The sequence below is a fragment of the Pseudomonas sp. TE3910 genome (assembly GCF_056279025.1).
The window spans coordinates 400,094-424,666 of record NZ_JBWBQN010000001.1; the positions used below are offsets into that span (position 1 = coordinate 400,094).

The 24,573-nt window shown below is 62.8% G+C and carries 19 protein-coding genes and 1 pseudogene; 16 read left to right on the top strand and 4 right to left on the bottom strand.

From position 1 onward, the window contains the following. Positions 1-879: 879 nt before the first annotated feature. A complete protein-coding gene (locus tag ACZ9H3_RS01800; RefSeq protein WP_476219234.1) occupies positions 880-1,644 on the top strand; it encodes an enoyl-CoA hydratase in 765 nt (254 codons plus the stop codon). A 64-nt stretch (positions 1,645-1,708) separates the two neighbouring features. On the opposite strand, the gene ACZ9H3_RS01805 is transcribed toward ACZ9H3_RS01800, so the two are convergent. Next, entirely contained in the window at positions 1,709-3,019 is a 1,311-nt protein-coding gene (locus ACZ9H3_RS01805; protein ID WP_476222670.1) for a spinster family MFS transporter, read from the bottom strand. Positions 3,020-3,036: 17 nt separating this feature from the next. Beyond that, entirely contained in the window at positions 3,037-4,020 is a 984-nt protein-coding gene (locus ACZ9H3_RS01810; RefSeq protein WP_099774232.1) for a flavin reductase family protein, read from the bottom strand. Between the two features lie 199 nt (positions 4,021-4,219). Here ACZ9H3_RS01810 and ACZ9H3_RS01815 point away from each other — a divergent pair, with 199 nt between their 5' ends. The 5 genes from ACZ9H3_RS01815 to ACZ9H3_RS01835 all read left to right on the top strand — a co-directional run bounded on the left by ACZ9H3_RS01815 (position 4,220) and on the right by ACZ9H3_RS01835 (position 11,689). Beyond that, positions 4,220-5,656: a coniferyl aldehyde dehydrogenase gene (locus ACZ9H3_RS01815; RefSeq protein WP_476219236.1), complete on the top strand. Its 1,437-nt coding sequence runs from the start codon at positions 4,220-4,222 to the stop codon at positions 5,654-5,656. A gap of 23 nt (positions 5,657-5,679) precedes the next feature. Beyond that, positions 5,680-7,371 carry a methyl-accepting chemotaxis protein gene (locus ACZ9H3_RS01820; RefSeq protein WP_476219238.1) on the top strand — a complete coding sequence of 564 codons (1,692 nt, stop codon included), beginning with the start codon at positions 5,680-5,682 and terminating at the stop codon, positions 7,369-7,371. Between the two features lie 123 nt (positions 7,372-7,494). After that, complete coding sequence (locus ACZ9H3_RS01825) at positions 7,495-9,204, top strand: FAD-binding protein (protein WP_065760550.1); 1,710 nt, start codon at positions 7,495-7,497, stop codon at positions 9,202-9,204. Positions 9,205-9,212: 8 nt separating this feature from the next. After that, positions 9,213-10,910 (top strand): FAD-binding protein, encoded by a 1,698-nt coding sequence (locus tag ACZ9H3_RS01830; protein WP_102053440.1) that lies wholly within the window; start codon positions 9,213-9,215, stop codon positions 10,908-10,910. A gap of 20 nt (positions 10,911-10,930) precedes the next feature. Beyond that, on the top strand, positions 10,931-11,689 hold the full coding sequence (locus ACZ9H3_RS01835) for an SDR family oxidoreductase (protein WP_102053445.1): 759 nt from the start codon (positions 10,931-10,933) through the stop codon (positions 11,687-11,689). Between the two features lie 102 nt (positions 11,690-11,791). Here the strand turns inward: ACZ9H3_RS01835 and ACZ9H3_RS01840 are convergent. Next, positions 11,792-12,578, bottom strand: a pseudogene (locus tag ACZ9H3_RS01840) (enoyl-CoA hydratase). Between the two features lie 142 nt (positions 12,579-12,720). Between ACZ9H3_RS01840 and ACZ9H3_RS01845 the strand changes: the two are divergent. The 10 genes from ACZ9H3_RS01845 to ACZ9H3_RS01890 all read left to right on the top strand — a co-directional run bounded on the left by ACZ9H3_RS01845 (position 12,721) and on the right by ACZ9H3_RS01890 (position 24,087). Then, entirely contained in the window at positions 12,721-13,506 is a 786-nt protein-coding gene (locus tag ACZ9H3_RS01845) for an SDR family oxidoreductase (protein WP_065760547.1), read from the top strand. Between the two features lie 56 nt (positions 13,507-13,562). Further along, entirely contained in the window at positions 13,563-14,540 is a 978-nt protein-coding gene (locus ACZ9H3_RS01850) for a bifunctional MaoC family dehydratase N-terminal/OB-fold nucleic acid binding domain-containing protein (protein WP_409281424.1), read from the top strand. 11 nt (positions 14,541-14,551) lie between these two features. Further along, positions 14,552-15,685, top strand: a complete 1,134-nt coding sequence (locus ACZ9H3_RS01855; protein ID WP_476219243.1) for an acyl-CoA dehydrogenase family protein — start codon at positions 14,552-14,554, stop codon at positions 15,683-15,685. Further along, positions 15,657-16,076, top strand: coding sequence for a MaoC family dehydratase (locus tag ACZ9H3_RS01860; RefSeq protein WP_065760545.1), 420 nt, complete (start codon positions 15,657-15,659; stop codon positions 16,074-16,076). Before ACZ9H3_RS01855 ends, ACZ9H3_RS01860 begins: the two co-directional genes overlap by 29 nt. Before the next feature lie 17 nt (positions 16,077-16,093). Then, positions 16,094-17,272 carry a lipid-transfer protein gene (locus tag ACZ9H3_RS01865; protein ID WP_065760544.1) on the top strand — a complete coding sequence of 393 codons (1,179 nt, stop codon included), beginning with the start codon at positions 16,094-16,096 and terminating at the stop codon, positions 17,270-17,272. Between the two features lie 11 nt (positions 17,273-17,283). Then, on the top strand, positions 17,284-18,453 hold the full coding sequence (locus ACZ9H3_RS01870; protein WP_065760543.1) for an acyl-CoA dehydrogenase family protein: 1,170 nt from the start codon (positions 17,284-17,286) through the stop codon (positions 18,451-18,453). Positions 18,454-18,536: 83 nt separating this feature from the next. Next, positions 18,537-19,742 carry an acyl-CoA dehydrogenase family protein gene (locus ACZ9H3_RS01875; protein ID WP_330523113.1) on the top strand — a complete coding sequence of 402 codons (1,206 nt, stop codon included), beginning with the start codon at positions 18,537-18,539 and terminating at the stop codon, positions 19,740-19,742. After that, a complete protein-coding gene (locus tag ACZ9H3_RS01880; RefSeq protein WP_476219247.1) occupies positions 19,739-20,893 on the top strand; it encodes an acyl-CoA dehydrogenase family protein in 1,155 nt (384 codons plus the stop codon). The genes ACZ9H3_RS01875 and ACZ9H3_RS01880 overlap by 4 nt, the downstream gene beginning before the upstream one ends. Positions 20,894-20,928: 35 nt before the next feature. Further along, positions 20,929-22,623, top strand: coding sequence for a class I adenylate-forming enzyme family protein (locus ACZ9H3_RS01885; RefSeq protein WP_476219249.1), 1,695 nt, complete (start codon positions 20,929-20,931; stop codon positions 22,621-22,623). A gap of 81 nt (positions 22,624-22,704) precedes the next feature. Further along, a complete protein-coding gene (locus ACZ9H3_RS01890) occupies positions 22,705-24,087 on the top strand; it encodes a DUF1329 domain-containing protein (protein WP_476219251.1) in 1,383 nt (460 codons plus the stop codon). 79 nt (positions 24,088-24,166) lie between these two features. Here the strand turns inward: ACZ9H3_RS01890 and ACZ9H3_RS01895 are convergent, their stop codons facing one another. Continuing rightward, a complete protein-coding gene (locus tag ACZ9H3_RS01895; RefSeq protein ID WP_099774243.1) occupies positions 24,167-24,556 on the bottom strand; it encodes a VOC family protein in 390 nt (129 codons plus the stop codon). Positions 24,557-24,573 lie beyond the last annotated feature (17 nt).

Genomic DNA, 24,573 nt, shown 5'->3' on the forward strand with positions numbered 1-24,573 from the left:
CCCACCGATTCCATCGCAGGCAAGCCAGCTCCAACAGAGCCAGCGCCAACCTGTAGGAGCCGGGCTTGCCCGCGATACAAACGCCGCGCACTCGCTGAGACCCCACCGACGCCATAGCAGGCCAGCCTGCTCCAACAGGCCCCGCGCAGCCTGTAGGAGCCGGGCTTGCCCGCAATGCAAGCGCCGCGCACTCGCTGAGACCCCACCGACGCCATCGCAGGCCAGCCAGCTTCAACAGCGCCCGCGCAACCTGTAGGAGCCGGGCTTGCCCGCGATGCAAACGCCGCGCATTCGCTGGCACCCCGCCGATACCATCGCAGGCAAGCCAGCTCCAACAGGCCCCGCGTCAGCTGTAGGAGCCGGGCTTGCCCGCGATACAAACGCCGCGAGCTCACTGACACCTCACCGACGCCATCGCAGGCAAGCCAGCTCCAACAGACCCCGCGTCAGCTGTAGGAGCCGGGCTTGCCCGCGATGCAGGCGCCGCGCACCTACTGATACCCCGCCGATACCATCGCAGGCAAGCCAGCTCCAACAGAGCCCGCACCAGCTGTAGGAGCCGGGCTTGCCCGCGATGCAGGCGCCGCGCACTCACGGACACCCCACCGACGCCATCGCAGGCAAGCCAGCTCCAACAGAGTCCGCGTAACCTGTAGGAGCCGGGCTTGCCCGCGATGCAGACGCCGCGCACTCGCGGATACCCCACCGACGCCATCGCAGGCAAGCCAGCTCCAACAGAGTCCGCGCAGCCTGTAGGAGCCGGGCTTGCCCGCGATCACGCCGGCAGGCGACGTCTTTGTCCTATTGGTTTTCAACACCCGCGAAAGCTGGCAAGGCATACTCGGGTGGCATGTGGCTTACTTAACCAATGAGGCAAGGATGAGCGATATTTTCACCACTCAGGAGGCCGGCGTCCTCACGATTGCTTTTAACCGTGAAGCAAAGAAAAACGCCATTACCGCGACCATGTATGACGCGCTCAGCGAGGTGCTGGTCAGTGCAGCGGCTGACCGTGAGGTTCGCGTGGTGCTGATTCGCGGCAGTGAGCAGGTCTTCTCTGCCGGCAATGATCTTGGTGACTTCATCGCGCATCCGCCCGCGACCGAGGATGCCCCGGTCTGGCGTTTCTTGCGCACCTTGAGCGCATTTCCCAAACCGATTGTCGCGGCCGTCTGTGGCGTGGCGGTCGGTGTCGGCACGACGCTGTTGCTGCACTGCGACCTGGTCTATGCGGGCACCAACGCCCGTTTCAGCGTGCCTTTCGTCAGTCTCGGCCTTTGCCCGGAAGCTGCGTCCAGTTTGCTCTTGCCCAAGCTGTTTGGTCATCAAGGCGCTGCCGAGGCGTTGCTGACCGGCGAGCCGTTCGATGCCGAGTTTGCGCTGCAGTCGAAACTGGTCAATCGTGTGCTGTCACCGGAAGCGGTCCTCGACTTCGCGTTGTCCCAGGCACGCAAGATTGCCCAGCAACCGTCGAGTGCTGTCATGGAGACCAAGCGCCTGCTGAAACTGGCAGATGCCGGTGACGTGCTGGCACGCATCAATGAAGAAGCGAAGCGCTTTGCTCAAATGCTTGACGCAGAGGCCGCCCGAGAAGCGATCGCAGCCTTCACCGAGAAACGTAAACCGGATTTCAGCCGGTTCTGATCGAGGGATGGGCAGCCGTGTTTGAACAGGCTGCCCATCGAAGAAAACACGCGTGGTTCAAGGCTTACAGCGCGTGGCTATAGGCCGTTCTGGAGGCGTGGGTCGAGGTCCGGATCAGTAACAGTACGGAGCCAATGACCGGCAGGCTTACCATCAGTAGCGCGTAACGCAAGGACTGCTGGCCAAGCAGGGGTTGCAGCATGTCGCTGAATAGGCCGGTCACCAGCGGCCCGATGCCGACACCGAGTAGTGTGCTGACGATGGTTTGCAGGGCCATGGCCGTACCACGCCGGTTGGACGGTACCAATTGGGTAACAAGGTTGTAGGACGGCGCTACCCACCAAACGGCGAAGAAGCTGTAGAGCGCACACCACACCATCGCCGTTGGAATCGGCACGCTGCCGAGCGTGACCAGCACGGTGTCGGGCCAGAGCAGGTAGGTGCTCAGGGTGGCGATGGCGGTCAAGTGACCCAGCACCGGAATCGAGAGCTGCCAGTGCGGGTTGCGTCGGCTCAGGCGGTCGCTCAACCAGCCGCTGAACAGGCCCCCGACACCGGCGGCGGTGCCGCAGATGACCCCAGCCAACAGGCCAGCATGTTGCAGCGAGAGGCCGTGGGAGCGTACCAGGAAGCTGGTGTTCCACATGCCAATGGCGTAGGAGCTGAGCGTGGTCAGGCCGCCCGCCAGTATCAGGCAGCGATAGGCAGGCAGCGCCCATAGCTTGCGGGCTTCAGCGCCCATGCCGAGCAGTGGCGCGTGGGCATGGGCGGGGGCAGGGCTCAGGTCCCAGCGCCCCCGTACCGGGTCGCGCACCACGATGGCCATGACGGCGGCAAACAACAGGGCGGGCAGGCCAAGGGCAATGAATGCTGTACGCCAGCCATACACTTCGACCACCCAGGCACCGATACTCAAGCCGATGATCGAGGAAAACGTTGGTGCGGCGGTGAAGCAACTGATGGCGAGTGAACGTCGATGCGGTGGATACAGGTCGGCGATCAAGGACAGGGATGCCGAGGTCGTTGGTGATTCGCTGACCGCGACCAGCATCCGGGCAATGGCCAGTACCAGAAAGCTGCCGGCCAGCCCGCAGGCCATCGTTGCCACCGCCCAGAGCAGGCACGACAGTGCGAGCAGGCGCGTACGCGGCAGACGATCCACCAGACGTCCCGCCGGCAAGCCCATGAGCGCATACACCGCCGCGAAGGCCAGCCCGGAGATCAGGCCCATGGCCGTGTCGCCGACCCCGAACTCCGACTTGATCGGCTCAATCATCACCGCAAGTATCTGGCGCCCGACAAAGTTGTCGGCGAACACCAGTGCCAGCAGCAACAACAGGCCGTGGCTGCGCCAGCCGACCGAGGTGGCCGGCATGACGGTTGCGCCGCTCGTCATCGCGGCGCCCAGAGATCGGGCAAGCCGGGGTCGCTCACTACAATCAGGCGCTTGAGCAAGACCTTGAGGGCTTGCGCGTCGGCACTGCCGAGCTTGGCCGACAGTTCTTCCTCCACCACCTTGGCCAGCGCCAACTGTTGCAGCGACACCTCGCGGCCGTTTGCCGTGAGCACGAAACGCAACTGATCGGCATCGCCCTCGATCGCCACCAGGTGCTGGCGCTCGAGAAAGCGCATGCCGGCCAGTGTGACCTCATGGCCGGTGTAGCTGACAAAGGTGTTGATTTCCTCAAGGCTCAGGTTATCGCGGATACACAGCACCGAGAGAATGAAAAAGGCCTGTTCGTCCAGCTGCTGGTTGCTCACCATGCGCCGCAGGGCATTGAGCACCTGGTAGTGCCCGCGCCCGAGCAAGTAGCCGAGCAGGTCTTCGGTGTAGCTGCATTCCGGTGGCGGCGGTGTGGTTGCCAGGCGCAACTCGCTTCGCGGCTTGCGGGTGGCCAGCGCATACTGGCCGCTCTGGAACGCCAGCGGCGCCCGGTCGCTGTGATCGAAGGCCAGCACTTCCCCGACAAAGATCACATGGTCGCCGCCCTCATACTGGAAGGCAGTACGGCATTGAAAGCGTGCGGTGCAGTCTTGCAGCAAGGGCGCCTCGCTGACGCCATTATCGAGTTGGACTTCGGCAAACTTGTCTTCGCCCTGGGTGGCGAAGCGCCCCGAGAGTTTTTCCTGTTCGGTGGACAGGACATGCACATTCCAGTGCTTGCCGTTGCTGAAAACCGGCAGGCTGCGGGCGTTCTTCGACAGGCTCCAGAGCACCAGTGGCGGGTTGAGCGATACCGAGTTGAAGCTGTTGGCGGTGATCCCCACCGGTGAGCCGTCTTCGGCCTGGGTCGTGATGATCGTAACCCCGGTAGTGAAGGTACCGAGCGCGGCGCGGAAGGCCTGGGGATCGAAGCTGGCGTTTTGCATAGCCATGATAGACCTCATGGAGTGGAGTTTTCGTGTGGCCAGTATTGGTCGCCGCAGGGCGCTGTACATCGTCTCAACGGACTAACGCTTTTGTTCGATTCTCGTCCGATCGGACGAGGCGCCGGGCGTCGCCCCGCGACTAGTGTGGCCTCATGCGCATCCGGCGCTTCCGGGCCTTGGGGCCAGCACCAGCGAGGGGACACGAATGAGTTCAGCCACGTCATCCGTACAAGCGCTTTCGAGCCTGTTATCCCGGCAAAAACAAGCCTTTAACAGCGCCGGCGCGGTCAGTGCCGACACACGTCGTCGGCGGGTTCAGCAGGTGATCGACCTGCTCGTGCGTCACCACGGTGTGTTGACCGAAGCGATGGATCAGGATTTCGGCGGCAGGCCTGCAGGCTTTTCCCTGATGAACGACGTGCTGGGTTCTCTCTCGTCGCTCAAGCATGCGCGGGACAACCTGCACCTATGGATGCAGGACGAGCCACGCCCGGCATTCGCGCCCTACGACCAACTGGGCGCCAAGGCCTGGGTCATGTATCAGCCCAAAGGGACGGTGGGCATCATTGGTACCTGGAACGCCCCGCTGTTTACCTTGTTCAGCCCGCTGGCTTGCGCACTGGCTGCGGGCAACCGGGCGATTCTCAAACCGTCGGAGGTGGTTCCGCGTACCGCTGAGTTGGTAGCGCAGTTGTGTGCTGAGCACCTTGACCCGCTGGAGATCGCCGTGGTCACGGGGGGCGCTGAGCTGGCGGAAGGCTTCACTGCCCAGCCGTTCGACCACATGGTGTTTACCGGCAGTACTGCGATTGGTCGCGCTGTGATGCGTAATGCTGCGCAGAACCTGGTACCGGTGACGTTGGAGTTGGGCGGTAAGTCGCCAGTGATCATTGCGCGCAGTGCCGACCTGAACAAGGCGGCGTTCAGCATCGCCGCAGCCAAAGCCTGTAATGGCGGGCAGATCTGCATCAGTCCCGACCTGGTGTATGTACCGCAGGCGCACCTTGAAACTTTCCTCAGCGCCTTGCGCAGTGCCTATTGCGAGCTCAACCCCTCGGTTGCCGGCAACCCGGATGTGGTGGCAGTGGTCAATCAGCGGCATCTGGCCCGTGTCGAAGGCTATCTGGACGAGGCCCGGGCCCTGGGGGCTCGCATCGAAAGCCTGCCGGAGGCGTTGGCGGTTGATGCCGAGGACCGTCGCCGGCCCCTGCGTGTGGTGGTCAACCCGCCGCGTGACAGCCAGATCATGCGCGAAGAAATCTTTGGCCCGGCCATGGTGGTGCTCACGTATGAGGACCTTGATGGGGTGATCGCCGACATCAACGCCCGGCCACGTCCGCTGGCGCTGTACTACTTCGGCGAGGATCAACAGGAGCAGCAGCGGGTACTGGAGCACACCCTGTCGGGCGGCGTCACCGTCAATGACGTGATGATGCATGCGGCGATGCACGATGCGCCGTTCGGCGGCGTGGGCGCCTCTGGCATGGGGCATTACCACGGCCGTGAAGGGTTTCTTGAGTTCAGTCACCTGCGCACCGTGTTCAAGGCGCCTGCGCATGACCCGCGGCGTGAATGGGGCCTGCTGCCGCCGTATAGCGAGCATTACCTCGCGGCCATGATGGCCATGGTCACCGCTGACTGACTCATTGTGCATGGGGCGCTCGGATGAGCGCCTTGTCGCCTCTACGGGGTTTACCGTTGCTTATGTTCAACGCGATCACTATTGCCCAGCGCCTGTGGTTCTGGGCGTTGTTGGCCACACTGTTGTTTATCGTTGCGGTCGGTTTTGGTGGCTATGGCCTGCAACAGGCTCGTGACAGTCTGCGTACCATCAATGAAGACAATCTGGCGACGCTGCTTACTGTTGGTGAGGTTCAGCACCGTCTCGATGAAAGTCGGCGGCTGGTGTTGCTTGCTATTCAGCATGACCCGGAAGGCCCTCTGGTGGCGGCGTTCGACCGCTCGATCGATGTGACGCTAGCGGCCATCGAAGCCAACAATCACGCGCTCGCTCAGGTGTGGGCCAGCTACCGCCAACGCCCCTTGTCCAGCCATGAACAGCAGGTGGCCGAGGCCTTCGATGGCCATTACCAGGCCTGGCTGGGTGAGCTGGAGCTTTTGCTGGAGTCCTTGCGCGCGGGTGACTATCGCCTGTCCGGCATCATTTCGTTCCTGCGCATGGCCGAACCTGCTGGCGATGCGGCGGGTATTGAACTGGGCAAGCTGCAGACGTTGCAGAAGGAAGCGGCTGCGCGGGCATACGACCTCGCCCAGCAACGCTATCGCTCGACCCTGCTGGCGTACCTGGTGCTGGCGGTGGTGGGGGTTTTGGCTGGCAGCGTTACCGCGTTCTCGACCTTGCGTCGCCTGAAACGGGCTTTTGCCCAGGCGGGCGCCAGTGTGCGCGCGATTGCCAGTGGCGACCTGTCGCAGCCCATCGAGGTCAAGGGGCGCGATGAGTTTGCCCGGATGCTGGGTGATATCGCGACGATGCGCGACAGCCTGCACGGGTTGATCTCGCAGATGCGCTCGTTGGTGCAGCGTGTCAGTCACGAAGCGGCCCACATGGCCGAATCGGCAGAGCTGGCCTCGTTGGCTGCGCAGCAGCAGGCTGACGCCGTGCGCGGCATTTCTTCTGCAGTTGAGCAACTTTCGGGTTCAATCAGCGAAGTCGACACCCAGGTCGGGGTTTCGCGCAACATCACGCAGCACTCGGCGGGGCGCTCGGGCAAAAGCGAAGGTTTTATCCGCGATATGGCCCATGGAATGAACCGCATCAGCGACGTGATCAGCGACACCGCCGTGCATATCCGTGAGCTGGAAGTGTTCTCCGGCGAGATCAGTACGGTGCTGAATGTGATTCGCAGCATTGCCGAACAAACCAATTTATTGGCGCTGAACGCCGCCATCGAGGCCGCAAGGGCAGGAGAGCAGGGCCGTGGCTTTGCCGTGGTGGCCGATGAGGTCAGGCTGTTGGCGCAACGTACGGCCCGTTCAATCGGCGAAATCGACCTCACGGTACAACACATCCAGGAGGGGACCCAGGCGGTGGTTGGCGGGATGGACCGGGTAATCAGCCGGGTACGTGATGGGGTCGGGCTGGCAGAGGAGGCCGGCGACTCGGTGGCGCAGATCCGCAGTGGTACTGACGATGTGATTCGAAGCGTCGACACCATTGCTGTGGTGATCGCCGAACAGGTACGGGTCACCCAGGAAATGGTCGCGCGCGTCGAGAGCGTTTCGGCCGGCACCGGCGTGCTCTCGGCCAATGCCGGCCGCAGTGCCGCGGCGGCGTCTGACCTGGAGCAGTTGGCGCGTGCACTGGACCAGTTGTCCGCCAGGTTCAATGTCGTCTGATGGGTCTAGTCCGCTTTGACGATGAGAGCGCCCCGGTCAGCCGTGATCATGGGATGCACACCGCCAGCGTCCCCGTATCGTCGTCGGCGGTCTTTCCTGACCTCAGCTAATGGCATAACAACAATGACGGCTCAAGTTCAGTCTCAAACCCACTACGACGTGATCGTCGTTGGTTCGGGTGCAGGTGCGATGACGTCGGCGGTCTTCCTCGCCGACCAGGGTTTCAGCGTGCTGATCGTGGAAAAAAGCGACAAGTACGGTGGTACTTCGGCTATTTCCGGCGGTGGGATCTGGATCCCGAACAATCACTACTTTGCTCGCCAGGGCGGTAACGATAGCTTCGAGTTGGCGATGCGCTACCTCAAGGCCGCGGCTGGCGAGCACGTCGATGATGCGCGCCTGCAGGCCTACCTGGACAATGCGCCAAAGATGATCGAGGCGCTCACCCGTACCAGTCGGGTACGTTATGCGGTGGCTGCCAAGTACCCGGACTACTACCCGCATTTGCCTGGTTCGCTGCCCGGAGGACGCACCCTCGACCCCGAGTTGTTCGACACCAGCCTGCTCGGTGAGGAACTGGACAACCTGCGCAAACCATCACCCTCGACCTTGCTGATGGGGCGTATTGCCTGGACTGCCCGGCATGCGCACAAGGCCATGGCCCGCAGCTTCGGCTGGCGCTGGCTGATCATGGGCCTGATGCTGCGTTACAAGCTGGACTTCAAATGGCGGCGCAAAAGTAAATTCGACCGCCGCGCAGCCCTTGGCAGCGCGTTGGTTGCGTCACTGCGTCGTTCTCTGATGGACCGTAACGTGCCGTTGTGGCTGAACACCGATTTTCGTGGGTTGCTCACGGAGCAGGGCCGGGTCACCGGGGTCACGGTACAGCGTGAGGGTCAGGAAAAGCAGCTGCATGCGCGTTACGGGGTGATTCTGGGCTCCGGTGGCTTCGAGCAGAACCAGGCATTGCGCGAGCAATACCTGCCCAAGCCGACTCGCATGGCCTGGAGTGCGACGCCACCGGGCAACAACACCGGTGCCGCGTTGGAAGCGGGGATCGCCCAGGGCGCGGCGACCGCGTTGATGGACTGGGCCTGGTGGGCGCCGACCATTGCCGTGCCGGGAGAGGAAAAGCCGCGCGGTATCTTTGCCGAGCGGGCATTCCCCGGGGCAATTGTGGTCAACGGCGAGGGGCAACGCTTCGTCAACGAAGCGGCTCCGTACCTGGAGTTCGTCGATGCCATGCTCCGCGACAATCAGCGTACAGGCGGAAAGTCCGTGCCGGCCTGGGTGATTTTTGACGGGCATTTCCGCTTCCACTACGCCATGGGCCCGTTGATGCCGGCCCAGGTCATGCCTGACAGCCGTCTGCGCAAGGAATGGTTGAACACCTTGTACTGGAAGGCCGACACCCTGGCGCAACTGGCCGAACAGATCGGCGTCGATGCAGTGGGCCTTGAGCGCACAGTGGACAAGGTCAACGACTATGCGCGCACCGGCCAGGACCTGGACTTCGACCGTGGCGGCAATGTGTTCGACCGTTACTACGGCGATAGCAATATCAAGCCCAACCCGTGCCTGGCGCCCCTGCGCAAGGGGCCGTACTACGCCATGCGCCTGGATGCCGGTGATATTGGCACCAAGGGCGGCTTGCTGACCAACGAACATGCACAAGTGGTGCGCGACAACGGTACGCCCATTGACGGCCTGTACGCGATCGGCAACTGCTCCGCGTCGGTAATGGGTACCAGTTATCCGGGGGCGGGCGGCACCCTCGGGCCGGCGATGACCTTCGCCTATGTCGCTGCCAACCACCTCGCCAGCCAGCGTTAGGAGCCGTCATGGACATGTCTGATAACAGCACCTGTACGGCGATTCAGGCACCATTGCGCGTTGCCGACAGCAGTAGCGTGACATGGGATGAGCAGTGCGATGTGCTGATCATCGGTTGGGGCGCGGCCGGGGCCTGTGCGGCACTGGAGGCCCGCGCCAATGGCGTCGATGTGCTGATCGCCGACCGTTTCACAGGTGGCGGCGCCAGTGCCAAGAGCGGTGGCGTCGTGTATGCCGGTGGGGGGACCCGGTATCAGTACGCCGCAGGCTTCAGTGATACCCCCGAGGCCATGTTCGACTACCTCAAGCACGAAACCCAGGGCGTGGTCAGCGACGAGACCCTGCGGCGCTTTTGTGCGGACAGCGTGGCCAACCTAGATTGGCTGGAAAGCCACGGTGCGCCTTACGGGCACCAGATGCCCCCAGGTGGCAAGACCTCCTATCCACCCGACGGCTACTTCCTCTACTACTCCGGCAATGAGCTGGTACCGCAGCACAGCGGCCCGTTGCCTCCGGCGCCACGCGGCCACCGTACGGTCGGCAAAGGCCAGTGTGGTGCGGTGCTGTATGCTCACCTCAAGGCGGCTTGCCTGCGCGCCGGGGTGCGGCCACTGCTGCAATCAGCCGCCAAGCGCCTGGTGCTTGACCAGGAGGGCCGGGTGATCGGTGCCGAGCTGTGGTGCCTGCCGCCGGGCAGCAAGCAGGCGAAGCTGCACGCCCGTTGGGCTGCCCGTGCCGAGCGCTTGCAGAACTTTTCCCCGGCCTACTGTGACAGGTTACGCCTGCGGGTCAGCCAACTGGAGCGCGAGTTCGCCCGGCCAAGGCTGGTCAGGGCCCGGAACGGGGTGATCCTCAGTACGGGCGGGTTCATCTTCAACCGCGAACTGATCAAGCAGCACGCGCCGAAATTTCGCCGCAACTTCAAGGTGGGCGCCACCGGCTGTGACGGCAGCGGCCTGCGCCTGGGCGTGAGTGCCGGTGGTGAAGGCGCTGCGCTGAATCGGGTGTCGGCCTGGCGGTTCATCAATCCGCCCTACAGTTGGCACAAGGGCATCGTGGTCAACAGCCAAGGCCAGCGTTTCTGCAACGAAGAGGTCTATGGCGCGACGCTGGGTCAGCCGTTGATGGAGGAGCAGGGCGGCAAGGCCTGGCTGGTGCTCGATGCCCCGCTGCGCAAGAAGGCGATCCGGGAGGCACTGTTCGGTGGGTACTGGTGGTTCCAGAGCGTGCCGGCGCTGGCGTTGATGCTGCTCAAGGTGAGCAAGGGCAAGTGCCTGGAACAACTGGCTACGGTCACTGGCATGAAGGCCAGCGCGTTGCGCCAGTCGCTGCAGGCCAACAATGCGGCTGCGCGTGGTGAGGCGCCCGATCCATTCGGCAAGTCGCCAGGCGGTCGCCAGGTGCTTGAGCAGGGCCCGTTCTACGCCTGCGACATTTCCGTGACCAACCCGGTCTTCCCGCTAGGGGCGTTGACCTTGGGCGGTTTGCGGGTGGATGAAGGCAACGGGGCCGTGCTGGATCCCCAAGGGCAGCCCATCGCGGGCCTTTACGCTGCCGGTCGCACCGCCCTGGGTATTCCCTCACACCTGTACATCAGTGGTCTATCACTGGCCGATTGCGTGTTCTCCGGGCGTCGCGCCGGGACGGCAGCCGCAATCAACCTTGCACAGCCACTGCAACATAACCGCGCACACGAGATGAGCTGATGACGATCAAGGAGAACAACATGCCCGGACGGGTTCATGGCAAGGTGGCGCTGGTGACTGGCGGTGCCAAGGGTATTGGCCGTGCCAGTGCACGGTTGTTGGCGGCTGAAGGCGCACAGGTGCTGATCAGCGATATCGACGTCGTTGCCGGTGAGGCATTGGCTGCCGAGATCGGCCCGGCTGCGGCGTTTATCCGCCATGACGCCAGCAGCGAGGCAGAGTGGAAGCAGGTCATGGCGCACTTGCGTGAGCGCTATGGCCGCCTGGATATCCTGCTCAACAATGCCGGCATACTGCTGAGCGGTTCAATCGAAGAAACCTCGGTGCAGGACTGGCAGAAGGTCATGCGGGTCAATGCTGACAGTGTGTTTCTCGGCTGTCGAGAGGGGATTGCGCTGATGAAGGAGGGCGGTGGTTCGATCATCAACCTGTCGTCGATTGCGGCACTGGCCGGGCGTGATGATTTCATGGCCTACAGTGCTTCGAAAGGCGCTGTGGCGGCCTTGTCGCGTTCAGTGGCGGTGCTCTGCCGACGACGCAAGTACCGGATCCGCTGCAATACCCTGCATCCGGACGGCGTACTCACCGACATGACCAGTGGCGGCTTCCCGCAGGGTGTCGACCCGGTCCGCCTGACCATCGACAGTGACCCGATGAACCGCATGTGCTTGCCCGAGGATGTGGCGGCCAGTGTGCTGTTTCTTGCCAGCGATGAGTCCCGGGCCATCAACGGCGTCGAACTGCGCATCGACAGTGGGCAGATGGTGATGAGCATCTGATCATCACGTTAGTGCTTGATTGCACAAGGCCGCTTGCCTGTTGAAACGGGCAAGCGGCCTTGTGCTGTGTTGCAGTGCTGCGTTCTGGCGGGTCGATGCCGTTCAATGTCCCTCGAATTGCGCCGGGCGTTTTTCGATAAAGGCTTGCATGCCTTCTTTCTGGTCCCGGGAGGCGAACAGCAGGGCATTGGCCTTGCGTTCCAGTGCCAGGCCGGCCTCCAGTGGCGCATCCATGCCGGCGAGAATCACTTCCTTGATCTGTTCTGCGGCCAATGCCGGCATCGCTGCGATGACGCGAGCCAGCTCCAGGGCGTGAGCCTGGACCTGGTCATCGTCCACCAGGTCACTGACCAGGCCGGCCACCCAGGCTTCTTCGGCGCTGATCGGTTGCCCGGTCAGGGCCATGCGCATGGCCTTTACCTTGCCCACGGCGCGGACCAATCGCTGGGTACCGCCAATGCCCGGCATGATGCCGATACGAATTTCCGGTTGGCAGAAGCGTGCGCTGCGCCCGGCGACGATCAGGTCGGCAAGCATCGCCAACTCGCAGCCACCGCCATAGGCGTACCCGCAGATCGCCGCGATCACCGGTTTCGGGCAGTGCTGAATCGGCGCCCAGACCCGTTCGGTATGGCGCCGGTAGATATCGATAGGGCCGACGCCGGCCATGCTGTTGATATCGCCGCCTGCGGCAAACACCTTGTCGCCGCCCGTCAGCAGGGATGCAACGCACCTGTGGGTCGGCGCTCAGTTCACTGAAGTAACGCGACAGCAAGGCTTGCAACTCCAGGCTCAGGGCATTGGTCGCGTGCGGACGGTTGAGCCGCAGCAGGGCTACGCCAGGCAGCGGGCGTTCGAGCAGAACCGGTGGAGCGGATGAATCAGGCATGAGCGTCCTCGTGAGCCAGGCGTCAGGTGAATGCCTGCCAGTGTCACGGCCGGACGGTGATGATTCATCGTCCGTTCAGACGAAGAATGGGCCTGGCTTTGTCCCTAGAGTGAACCCTGTCAGCAGAATTAAGGAGCGCGACATGGGGCTGCATTCGGGGCTTGATTACAGTGGCAAGGTGGTGCTCGTCACCGGCGGTACCAAGGGCATTGGCGCGGGCATTGCGCGTGAGTTTCTGGCGGCCGATGCGCAGGTGATCGTCTGCGCCCGCTCAGCGCCTGAGCAGGTGCCGACGCTGGAGGGGAAGCGCGCCATCTTCATCCCGGCGGACGTGCGCGACCCGGACTCGCTACAGGCGCTGTTCGACACCATCAGTCGCGATTTTGGCCGCCTTGACGTGGTCATCAACAACGCAGGCGGTAGCCCGGCAGCCGAGGCCGCCAGCGCATCGCCACGTTTTCACGACAGCATCATTCGTCTCAACCTGATCGCGCCTCTTAATGTCGCCCAGCACGCCAACCGCCTGATGCAGGCGCAAGTGCAGGGCGGTTGCATCGTGTTTATCGGCAGCATCAGCGCCCTGCGCGCCTCACCCGGGACTGCGGCCTATGGCGCGGCCAAGGCTGGCGTCCTGTCGTTGGTGCAGTCGCTGGCGGTGGAGTGGGGGCCGAAGGTTCGTGTGGTCGCGGTCAGCCCGGGCCTGGTGCTGACGGAACAGGCCCACCTGCATTACGGCAACGACGCCGGTATCGCCGCCGTCAGCGCCGGTATCCCGGCCGGTCGCATGGCCGTGGCGGCGGATGTCGCCAATGCCTGCCTGTACATCGCCTCGCCGCTGGCCAGCTACGCCAGCGGCTGCAACCTGCTGCTGCATGGCGGTGGCGAACGTCCGGCGTTTCTCGGTGCGGCGCAGGTTCTGCCCACCTGATCGACCCATGGTGGCGGCCGGGTCCGGTTGCCGCCCTCAATTTGCAGGAGACGACTTTGGCTGATCCACAATTGCTATCCAATGTGCGCGCCCTAGTGGGGCGCCAATACGGTCGTGTGTATGCCTGGGATGAGGTCAATGCACCGATGATTCGTCAGTGGTGCGAGATCATGGGTGTCGAAAACCCGCTCTACACCGATCCTGCGTTTGCCCTTGGCACGCCCCATGAGGGCTTGATTGCGCCGCCGGCGATGTTGCAGGTGTGGACCATGGAAGGCTTCCATGCCAACCACTATCCGCCAGGTTCCACCGACGAAAACCCCTATGAAGTGCTCAAGCTGTTCGAGCAGTACGGCTATAACTCGGTCGTGGCAGTGAACTCCGAGTTGAGCTTCACGCGCCCCTTGCGCTTGGGTGAAAAGCTCTACTACACCACCCGCCTGGATGCGGTGGGCGATGAAAAAACCACCGCCTTGGGCACGGGCTTCTTTGTCACCCTGGTGATGAGCCACTTCGTCGAAAAGGCCGGTGGCGACGAACCGGTAGGCGAGTTGCTGTTCCGCGTGTTCAAGTTTCGCCCGGCCAATGCTCAGCCAGCCGCGCCTGCGCCGGCCGTGGCCGCTGCACCTGCCAAGGCCAAGCGCCCGCAACCGGGCATCAGTGACGACACCCGGTTCTTCTGGGAGGGCTGCGCACAGGGCCAACTGTTGATCCAGCGTTGCACGGCCTGCGCCACCTTGCGCCATCCACCCGCGCCGGTCTGTATCCAGTGTCACAGCTTCGACTGGGACACCGTCCAGGCCAGTGGTCGCGCCAGCCTCTACTCGTTTGTGGTCATGCACTACCCGGAGGTCGCGCCGTTCGATCACCCGAACCCCATCGGTCTGATCGAGCTGGAGGAGGGCGTACGCCTGATCGCCGGGTTGGTCGGCATTGAGCGTGAGCAGTTGCAGATCGGCCAGCGTTTGCAGGTCGAGTTCCAGACCTTCGATGACGCGCTGACCTTGCCCCTGTTTCGGCCCGTCGGCGAGTAGGAGTTGACCCCATGAATTTTGAATTGACCGAAGACCAGCGCGCGATTGCGCAGATGGCTGACAGCCTGTTTGTCGACCACTGCCACGACGACTACCTGCGTCGCTGGGATACCAGTGGTGAGCCGCTGATGGCTCCACTCTGGGCGCTCTGCATTGAAACCGGGCTGCACGCCTTGGCGATTCCTGAATCCCACGGTGGCAGTGGCCTGGGCATGACCGAGCTGATGCTGGTGTTGCAGGCTCAGGGCAAGGGCTTGGCACAGGTGCCGCTGTGGCGGCATCAACTGGCCGCAGCGACCCTTGCCGAGTTCGCATTGCCCGAGCTCGCGGCCTTGGCCGAAAAAGCCGCGTCGGGTGAAACCATGCTGACACTGGCCATCGATGCCCTTGGCAGTGCCTGCGGCATCGAGCTTCAGGCCCGTCCGTGTGCCGAGGGCTGGGAAATCAATGGTCGGGTTGCGGCCGTGGCCCTGGGTGAACAGGCACAGGCGGCACTGGTGCTGGCAGACGTAGACGGCCAGCCGCGGTTGTTGCTGCTTGACCTTTCGGTCGCACAGGTAACCCGTGTGCCAGCGGTGCTTACCCACGGTGAAGCCGTGGCAGATGTGCATGTCGAGGGCCTGCGCGTTGCGGCCCCGCAGTTGCTGCCCAGTGCCGCCCTGGCCTGGCTGGAGCCGCGCAGCGTGGCGGCCTTGGCTGCGTTGCAGTTGGGTGTCAGCGAGGAGCAGATCCGCCGCACCGTGGCCTATGTCAGTGAGCGTCAGCAGTTCGAGCGGCGTATTGGCAGCTTCCAGGCGGTGCAAATGAGCATGGCCGATGCGCATATCGCCCTTGAGGCCCTGCGCAGTGTGCTTTGGCAACTCTGCTATCGCCTCGACGCCGGTTTGCCGTCGCCGTCGGAAGCGCTGGCTACCGCTTATCTGGCGTGTGAAGCGGGACATCGCATCGGCCACATCGCACAGCACGTGCATGGCGGTATCGGCGTCGACCTGACGTACCCGATCCACCGTTTTCTCTATTGGAGCCGCGCCCTGGGCCTCGCCCTGGGTGGTTCGGCGGCAAGCCTGGAACGTCTCGGCGATTGGCTGAGCGATAACGACAAGCTGGGATGGAAATATGACCTCGAAGAACACCAAGCGCTTTGAAGACGTGCGCCCCGGCGAAGTGCTGCCTGAACTGGCGGTTCCAATCACGGTCGGCCTGATCACCGGTGGCGCGATTGCCACCCGGGATTATTTTCCGGGGCACCATGACCTGGAGGCCGCCCGCGCACTGGGCTCACCGCATATCTTCATGAACATCCTGACCACCAACGGGCTGGTGCAACGTTATGTCGAAGGCTGGGCGGGGCCGTTGGCCACGTTCACCTCACTGAAAATCAAGCTGGGTGCACCGAACTACCCCGGTGACTGCATGACCTTCAGCGGCAGCGTGACCCGCCAGGATGCCGACACCCGCACGGTGGAAGTCACCCTCAGCGGCAAAAATTCCATGGGCAACCACGTGACCGGTACGGTCGCGCTGGTCCTGCCCTGACAGCCGGAGACACAGACATGACGACTTCGTCGATATCCGGACGCGCCGCGATAGTTGGTTTGGGCGCGACCGAGTTTTCCAAGAACTCCGGGCGCACGGAACTGCGCCTGGCCCTTGAAGCCACGCTGAGCGCGCTGAAGGATGCGGGCATTGACCCCTCCGAGGTCGAGGGCTTCAGCTCTTACTCGGTGGACAAGGTTCCGGAATACGAAATTGCCCGCCTGTTGGGTTGCAAGGACGTGAAGTTCTTTTCGCAAGTGCCCCACGGCGGTGGTGCGGCGTGTGCGCCGATCATGCACGCGGCCATGGCGGTGGCCACCGGTGTGGCAAAAGTGGTGGTGGTCTACCGGGCCATGAATGAGCGGTCCTGGTATCGCTTCGGCACCGGCACGTACGGTTTCGCTTCGACGCCGATCTTCGAGAACGTCAACTACGGCTGGTACATGCCTCACGGCTTCCATACGCCGGCGGCCTGGGTGGGCATGTTTGCTCAACGCTACATGCACACCTATGGAGCCACGTCCGAGGATTTCGGTCGGGTCGCAGTGGCCGTGCGTGATTTTGCCGCGACCAACCCCCAGGCGTTTTTCTACGGCAAGCCGATTACCCTCGAGGAGCACCAGGCCTCGCGCTGGATCTGCGAACCGCTGCACCTGCTCGACTGCTGCCAGGAGTCCGATGGCGCCGTGGCCATGGTGATCACTTCGGCGGAACGTGCCCGCGATCTGCGCCAGAAGCCGGTGATGATCAAGGCCGGTTCCCAGGGCATTACTGACGGTCAGCAGATCATGACCTCGTTCTACCGTGACGACATTACCGGGCTGCCGGAAATGGGCGTGGTGGCCCGTGAGCTTTATCGCCAGTCAGGGCTGGGGCCGGAAGCGTTTCAGACCGCGGTGATCTATGACCATTTCACCCCGTTCGTGCTGCCGCAACTGGAAGAGTTCGGTTTCGCCAAGCGTGGCGAGGCCAAGGAGTTCATCCGCGCGGGCCATCATGCCCGTGGCGGCAAGTTGCCGATCAACCCCCACGGCGGACAACTGGGCGAAGCCTACATTCATGGCATGAACGGCGTCGCCGAAGCGGTACGGCAGGTGCGCGGCACCGCAGTCAACCAGGTGCCGGCGGTAGAAAACGTGCTGGTCACTGCCGGTACCGGCGTGCCGACCAGCGGCCTGATTCTCGGCGCGGCATAAGGAGGCGTTATATGTTCGTTGATCTGACTCCTGAACAACACGCCCTGCGCCACAAGGTGCGGGACTACTTCCAGGCGCTGATGACCCCGCAGCTGCGTGAGCAGTTGCGGGGCCAGGAAGGCGGCGAGCTGTACCGGCAAACCATTCGGCAAATGGGTCGCGACGGTTGGCTGGCTGTTGGCTGGCCCAAAGAGCATGGTGGCCAAGGCTACGCGGCCACTGAGCAGTTGATTTTCTTTGAAGAGGCCAACATTGCCGGTGCGCCATTGCCGTTCGTGACCATCAGCACTGTCGGCCCGGCCCTGATGACCCATGGCAGCGCGCTGCAAAAGGAGCGCTTCCTGCCGGGCATCGCTGCGGGCGAGATCATGTTTGCCATCGGCTACTCCGAGCCGGACGCCGGCAGTGACCTGGCGGTTCTAAAGACCAGCGCACGCCTGCAAGGCGATGAGTTCGTGGTCAATGGCAACAAATTGTGGACGTCCGGTGCCGATGCGGCGGACTACATCTGGCTGGCGGCGCGTACTGACCCCACGCAAGCGCGTCACAAGGGGATTTCGATCCTGATCCTCGATACCCAGGCGCCCGGGTTCTCCACGACACTGATCCCGACCACCAGCATTGCCACCACCGCCACCTATTACGACAACGTGCGGGTGCCCAAGGACATGCTGGTAGGGGAGTTGCACGGTGGCTGGAAGCTGATCACCGAGCAACTCAACCATGAGCGGCTTGGGCTTGGCTCCTGGTCGGACAAGGTCGTCGCCTTGTTCCGCCGGGTCTACCTGTGGGCGCGTTGCCGTGATGAACAGGGCCGACGGGCCATGGACAAGGGCTGGGTGCGCAGTTCGTTGGCAGAGTGTTATGCCCGCCTGGAAGCGATGCGCCTGATCAACTTGCGTATCGCCGCCGACCTTGAGCAGCAGCGCATGGACGTGGCCCTGAGTTCGACCACCAAGGTGTATGGCTCCGAGTCGGCCATCGAGATACTGCGCAAGCTCGCCGCCATTCTCGGCGCCAACGGTTCGTTGCGCAGCGGCTCCTCAGCGGCGTTGTTGCAGGGCGAGCTGGAGTACGAACTGCGCTCTTCGGTCACCCTGACGTTTGGCGGTGGCACCAACGAAATTCAGCGTGAACTGATCGCCCAGTTCGGCCTGGGCATGCCACGTACCCAACGCTGACAGCGCCCCGCGCCGCTCAGCCAATACAACAAGAACAGTACCCGCTCCGGACTGAGTCCGGGGCCGGGTCGAGGGTGAATTTCATGAGCACGATTGAGCAATTCAGGCACGAGACCCGTGCCTGGCTGGAGGCCAACTGCCCCTTGTCCATGCGAACCGCCATGGCGGAGGGCGAAGTGGTGTGGGGTGCCAGCCAGCCGCAGTTCCCCAGCGAAGACGCCCGGTTGTGGTTTGAGCGCATGCGTGACAAGCGCTGGTTCTGCCCGGAATGGCCCGAGGAGTACGGCGGTGCGGGCTTGAGCGAAGAGCAACTGGCGGTACTTGAGAGCGAAATGCGCAGGCTCAAGTGTCGTCCGCCCCAGATCAACCTGGGCATCTGGATGCTTGGGCCGGTGCTGCTGGCATTTGGCAGTGAGGAGCAGAAGCGGACGTTATTGCCGCCCATGGCCCGGGGTGAAGTGCGCTGGTGTCAGGGCTTCTCTGAGCCTAACGCGGGTTCCGACCTTGCCAGCCTGAAAATGGCGGCCCGTGATGCTGGCGACCACTTTGTCGTTGACGGCAGCAAGATCTGGACGTCCTACGGCGATAAATCCGATTGGATGTACGCTCTGGTACGAACCAACCCCACGGTGCCCAAGCATGAAGGTATCAGCCTGATCGTGCTGGATATGCGCAGCCCTGGGGTCAAGGCGGTACCGATTGACCTGATCAGCGGCAAATCGGCGTTTTGCCAGGTGTTCTTCGATGGGGTGAAGGTGCCCAAGCAGCAACTGATCGGCCCCTTGGATGGCGGCTGGAACCTGGGCAAGTACCTGCTGCAGCACGAACGCAAGGCCATGTCGAAGTTTGGCGAGATCAGCCTGCCCTCGCATTTCCATTTGCTTTCGCTGCTGCGTGAGTACCTGCCGCGCCCTCAAAGCCAAGGTGAACAGGCGCTGCATGCCCGCGCCGTGGCCTGCGCGATGAATGAACACGCCTATGGCCTGACGGTTCAGCGCATGACCGAAGAAGCCAGGTTCGGTGACGACGTCAGTGGCCTGATGTCGATCATGAAACTGGTGCACACCGAGCAGGAACGCGACAAGTTCGAAGTCCTGCTCGATGCCATGGGCGGGCATGCCTTCGGCTGGCAAAGCGAGGCCTTCAGTGCCCAGCAACAGGCGATTACCCGGGCCTGGTTGAACAGCTATGCCCTGACGATTTCCGGTGGTGCCTCGGAGATCCAGCTCAATGTCATCGCCAAGCGCGTGCTTGGTCTGCCCGATGCAAAGAAAGGAGTGACGCCATGAACCTGCGCTACAGCGAAGAGCAGCGCTTGCTCGCCGACAGTGCCCGGGATTTTCTCGCGGCGCGCAGCCCGGTCGCGGCCCAGCGTCGGCTGCGCGACGAGGGTTCGGTGCTCGGTTTTGATCCGCAGCTGTGGCAAGCCGCCGTGGACCTGGGTTGGAGTGCGATTCCATTTCCGGAAAATTACGGGGGCCTGGACTTTGGCTGCATGGGGCTTGGGCCGGTGTTCGAGTCTATCGGCCACAACCTGGCGGCCACGCCCTTGCTGTCGAGCGTGGTGCTGGGTGGTTCGCTATTGCACCTTGCGGGCAACCCGCAACAGCAGGACCGCTGGCTGAATGCCCTGATCAGCGGCGAGAAACGCCTGGCCCTGGCGCTGGATGAACAGTCACGTCATAACCCGTTGGGTACGGCCCTTGAGGCGGTGGTCGAGGGCGACGGTTTCCGTTTGCGGGGTGACAAGTACTGGGTGGTCGACGGGCTTGGCGCCGATGCGTACCTGCTGGCTGCGCGTACCTCGGGGCATGCGGGTGAGGCACAGGGGATCAGCCTGTTCCTGTTACCTGCCGATACCCCTGGCCTGAATTGCAGCGCCTTGCCGTTGATCGACTCGCGTAACTGTGCGCGGCTACGGCTGGACGGTGTGCAACTGGGCAGTGACGCACTGTTGGGCACGCTCGGTGATGGCTGGGCCGCGCTGGACACCGCGCTGGACCGCGGTCGTGCGTGCCTGGCCGCAGAACTGTTGGGCATGGCCGAGCAACTGTTCCAGACCACCCTCGACTACCTCAAGACCCGCGTGCAATTCGACACGCCGATTGGCTCGTTCCAGGTCCTGCAACACCGTGCCGCCCAGTTGTACGTCGATCTGGCCCTGGCCCGCAGCGCAGTCATGGCCGGGCTGGCGGCCCTGGACGACGCCAGCCTCAGTGTCGCCGAACGTGGCCGACTGGTCAGCCTGGCGAAGTGGAAGGCCGGTGATACGGCAATCAAGGTCAGCAATGAAGCCGTACAGATGCACGGTGGCATCGGGGTCACCGATGAACTGGATGTCGGTCTTTACCTCAAGCGTGTGCGCGTCGCCCAGGCCTGTTTGGGCGACCGGGATTTTCATTGCGAACGCTATTCGGCCCTCGACGAGGCCTGCGCCTGAAGGCGCGACGTCTCGGTTGCCCTGGAGAACGACACATGAGCATTGAACGATGGCAATCCGCCTGGCAGCAATTGATTGCACCGGGCTCGCCTTTTGAAGTGGTAAGCCCGGCGGAGGGTGGTGCACGTTTTTTTCGGCACACCGCACACAACCTGGTGGAAGCAATTGATGCCGGTCGTGTGCACGGTGAGCGCGAGTTCCTGGTGTGGCAAGCCCAGCGGCTGACCTTTGCCGAGTACTTCGATCAGGTTGACCGGCTGGCGGGGCAGATGGTCGCCTGTTTTGACCTGCGCCCCGGCGAGCGGGTTGCCATTGCCATGCGCAATCAGCCGGCCTGGCTGGTGGCATTCGCCGCGATCCAGCGTTGCGGCGCGGTGTGTGTACCGCTCAATAGCTGGGGGCTGCGTGACGAGTTGCTGCATGGCTTGCAAGACAGCGGTGCCCGCGTGCTGCTGTGTGATGAACCGCGGCTGAGCGTGCTGCAAGACGACCTGGCCGGCGACCAGTTGCCAACGATCGTTGTGGGAACGGAACGTCAGGTACAGCTGCCCGAGTACTGTCTTCGCTATGAAGACCTGTTGGCCGACGCGCGCTTGCCTGTTCCAGTGGTGAATATTGACCCTGAGGCACCGGCACTGATCCTCTACACCTCCGGTACTACCAGCCGAGCCAAGGGCGTGGTGTCCAGCCACCGAGCGATCTGCCAGGCCCTGGCCGCACTGGAGTTCCAGAGCGCATTCTGCGCGCTGAGCTCACCTGAACTCATCAGTGGGGTGATCCAGAGCGGCTACCCACCCACCACCCTGATGGCGGTTCCATTGTTCCATGTCAGCGGGTTGCATGCGCAGTTCCTTTCGGCAATGCGCAGTGGCCGGCGCTTGCTGCTGATGTACAAGTGGGACGTCGAACGCGCCCTCGATCTGATCAGTGAGGAGCACTGTACCCAGTTCAGCGGCGCACCGGTGATGATGCAGCAATTGCTCGCATCGCCACGCTTTGGCTCCGAGCAGACCGCCAGCCTGTTCGGGCTGGGCCTTGGGGGTGGTGCGTCCTCCAGTGCTTTACTGGCCGAGATGATCGCACGCAAGCCCGAGGCCATTTGTGGCAGCGGTTACGGCCTGACGGAAAGCAACGGCATCGGCGCGGCTATTGGGGGCGATCAGTTCGTCTACAAACCGGCAACGGCCGGTTGGCCATTGCCGATTGTCGATGTGCGCATTGGCGACGACCCGCAGCAGCCGTTGCCCAACGGTTCCAGTGGTTTGATCTGGCTGCGTTCGCCAACCCTGATGAGCGGCTATTGGAACCTGCCGCAGGCCAGCACCGAGGCCTTGCATGACGGGTGGCTCGACACGGGGGATATCGGCTACCTGGACGAGGAGGGGTTTCTTTGCATTACCGGGCGGCTCAAGGACCTGATCAACCGCGGTGGCGAGAAAATCTCGGCGGCCGAAATTGAAGCCTGTGTCAGTGAAATGCCCGGTGTTGACGAGGCGGCGGCATTTGCCATCCCCGATCCGGTACTGGGTGAAGCCGTGGCGTTGGTCATTCACGGCAATACCGGGCAGATGCCCGACCAAGAGCACGTCTGTGCATTCATTGCCCAGCGGCTGGCGGGCTACAAGGTCCCGGCGCGGGTGTACTCGCAGGCTGAGCCACTGCCACGCAACGCCACCGGCAAAGTGCTCAAGAGCGCGCTGAAAGAAAGGTGGAAGCACCTTGATTTTTAGTCTTTCCGGACGATGTTGGCGCCGTCAGAACACGAACAATAGGCCCATACCCGCAAGCCTTATCAGCGAAGGAGGCAATACATGAAAATAACAAGAACAGGTGTCATGCTCGCAGCCGCATTAACCGCCAATGCCGGGATTATCGGTAGCGCATACGCCGAGGTGTCGCCTCAGGAAGCCGCCAAGCTGGGCAAGGAACTGACCTGCGTCGGTGCCGAGCAGGCCGGTAATGCTGCAGGAACCATTCCCCCGTACACCGGCAAATACCTGGGGGAGGTCCCCGGCTGGAATCACGTGAAGTTCTCGGGTGACCAACCTGTGGACCCTTACGCGTCGGAGAAGCCGATCCTGGTGATCACCGCACAGAACATGAGCCAGTACGAGGCGCACCTGACCGAAGGCCAGAAAGCCCTGCTGAAGAAGTACCCGACCACCTACAAGATGAACGTCTACCCTGGGCATCGGGATTTCCGTTACCCCGATTATGTGTGCCGGCGGGCGATGCAGAATGCGCTGACTGCCAAGCTGGTCAATGACGGCCTTGGCATTGAAGGGCTCGGCCAGATACCGTTCCCGATTCCGAAAAATGGCATGGAAGTGCTTTGGAACCATCAGTTGCCGGCGCGCGCCTACACCGAGGAAAAGATCAGCGACCTGGCGTCCGTATTGCCCAACGGCAGTATCGGTTGGGGCCGTGCCCATGCGCGCAACCTGTCGCAGGCCAACTCGCCAACGGTCGAACCCAAGACCGAAAACAAGGTTCAGGCGATGAGTTACAACACTACGCTGAAACCGGCCCGTGACAACGGCGTGATCAGCATTGCCCATGAACCCTACAACTTCGCCACTGAATCCCGCCAGGCCTGGAGCTATAGCCCGTCGACCCGACGCGTCCGGCAAATGCCGGGCTACGGCTATGACCAACCGATGATCGGCACCAACGGGACCATGACGGTCGATGAGGACCGGTTGTTCAACGGCGCGCCGGAACGCTACACCTGGAAACTGATTGGCAAGCGTGAAATCTACAGCCCGGCCAACGCGTTCAAACCGAATGCGGGGAACATCAAGTACGCTGACATGCTCACGCCCAACCACCCCAATCCTGAGTTCATGCGTTATGAGCTGCGGCGTGTCTGGGTGGTGGAGGCTGACCTGAAGGAAGGCTATCGCCACGTCTATGGCAAGCGGGTGCTGTTCATTGACGAAGACACCTGGAACGCGGTCATGGCCGATAACTACGATGCCCGTGGGCAGCTGTGGAAGCATGCAATGATCAACTACTACTACCATCCGGACATGAGCGGCTGGCAGGCAGGTTCACAGTTTTTCATGGACTTGAACTCGGGCCAGTACACCGGCTACGGGATGACCAACGAGGCGAAGAAGGGGCCGATCCTCAACGAGAGCAAGTTCACGCCGGACATGTACACGTCCGACGCGGCGCGGGCTATCGGTCGCTGATCGTTACACTGTAGTGGCTGCACCTTGAAGCCCTGCCGGTCTCCGGCAGGGCTTTTTTCTGTCGGCGCAGACGCCAGCGTTACGCCATCGGCGTACACAACTCCACAAGCAAGCCATCGGGGCAGCGCAGGTACGACACGGTTTGCCCCCAGGGCTTTTGCTCGGGGGCCTTGAGCTCGGTTGCTCCGCAGGCCAGTGCCTGGGCGTGGGCGACCTCGACAGTATCGGTGGCGAGTGCGATTTCCATGCCCAGCGGCCGGGCTGATTCAGCTGCCACTACCAGCCCCTCTGGCAGGTTGGCCTGGCCCAGCGCCCGTGAAGCGAAAGCCAGGGTGGTGGCACCGGTGTCCAGTTCGCCATAGTCGCCAGACTCATGCAAAAAGCGCCGGTTAATGCCAAAGGCCTGTTCAAAGAACGCCAGCGATGAGGCGACATCGGGTACGTAAAGAATGGTGTAGGCAAATTTCATGGGCAGTCCCTGACCTT

Coding starts and splice junctions, on each gene's coding strand:
- ACZ9H3_RS01890 (WP_476219251.1), top strand. CDS start 22,705: ATGAAAATAACAAGAACAGGTGTCATGCTCGCAGCCGCATTAACCGCC.
- ACZ9H3_RS01820 (WP_476219238.1), top strand. CDS start 5,680: ATGAGCGCCTTGTCGCCTCTACGGGGTTTACCGTTGCTTATGTTCAAC.
- ACZ9H3_RS01835 (WP_102053445.1), top strand. CDS start 10,931: ATGCCCGGACGGGTTCATGGCAAGGTGGCGCTGGTGACTGGCGGTGCC.
- ACZ9H3_RS01865 (WP_065760544.1), top strand. CDS start 16,094: ATGACGACTTCGTCGATATCCGGACGCGCCGCGATAGTTGGTTTGGGC.
- ACZ9H3_RS01855 (WP_476219243.1), top strand. CDS start 14,552: ATGAATTTTGAATTGACCGAAGACCAGCGCGCGATTGCGCAGATGGCT.
- ACZ9H3_RS01870 (WP_065760543.1), top strand. CDS start 17,284: ATGTTCGTTGATCTGACTCCTGAACAACACGCCCTGCGCCACAAGGTG.
- ACZ9H3_RS01885 (WP_476219249.1), top strand. CDS start 20,929: ATGAGCATTGAACGATGGCAATCCGCCTGGCAGCAATTGATTGCACCG.
- ACZ9H3_RS01830 (WP_102053440.1), top strand. CDS start 9,213: ATGGACATGTCTGATAACAGCACCTGTACGGCGATTCAGGCACCATTG.
- ACZ9H3_RS01805 (WP_476222670.1), bottom strand. CDS start 3,019: ATGCCGGCCACCTCGGTCGGCTGGCGCAGCCACGGCCTGTTGTTGCTG.
- ACZ9H3_RS01895 (WP_099774243.1), bottom strand. CDS start 24,556: ATGAAATTTGCCTACACCATTCTTTACGTACCCGATGTCGCCTCATCG.
- ACZ9H3_RS01875 (WP_330523113.1), top strand. CDS start 18,537: ATGAGCACGATTGAGCAATTCAGGCACGAGACCCGTGCCTGGCTGGAG.
- ACZ9H3_RS01860 (WP_065760545.1), top strand. CDS start 15,657: ATGACCTCGAAGAACACCAAGCGCTTTGAAGACGTGCGCCCCGGCGAA.
- ACZ9H3_RS01845 (WP_065760547.1), top strand. CDS start 12,721: ATGGGGCTGCATTCGGGGCTTGATTACAGTGGCAAGGTGGTGCTCGTC.
- ACZ9H3_RS01825 (WP_065760550.1), top strand. CDS start 7,495: ATGACGGCTCAAGTTCAGTCTCAAACCCACTACGACGTGATCGTCGTT.
- ACZ9H3_RS01800 (WP_476219234.1), top strand. CDS start 880: ATGAGCGATATTTTCACCACTCAGGAGGCCGGCGTCCTCACGATTGCT.
- ACZ9H3_RS01815 (WP_476219236.1), top strand. CDS start 4,220: ATGAGTTCAGCCACGTCATCCGTACAAGCGCTTTCGAGCCTGTTATCC.
- ACZ9H3_RS01810 (WP_099774232.1), bottom strand. CDS start 4,020: ATGGCTATGCAAAACGCCAGCTTCGATCCCCAGGCCTTCCGCGCCGCG.
- ACZ9H3_RS01880 (WP_476219247.1), top strand. CDS start 19,739: ATGAACCTGCGCTACAGCGAAGAGCAGCGCTTGCTCGCCGACAGTGCC.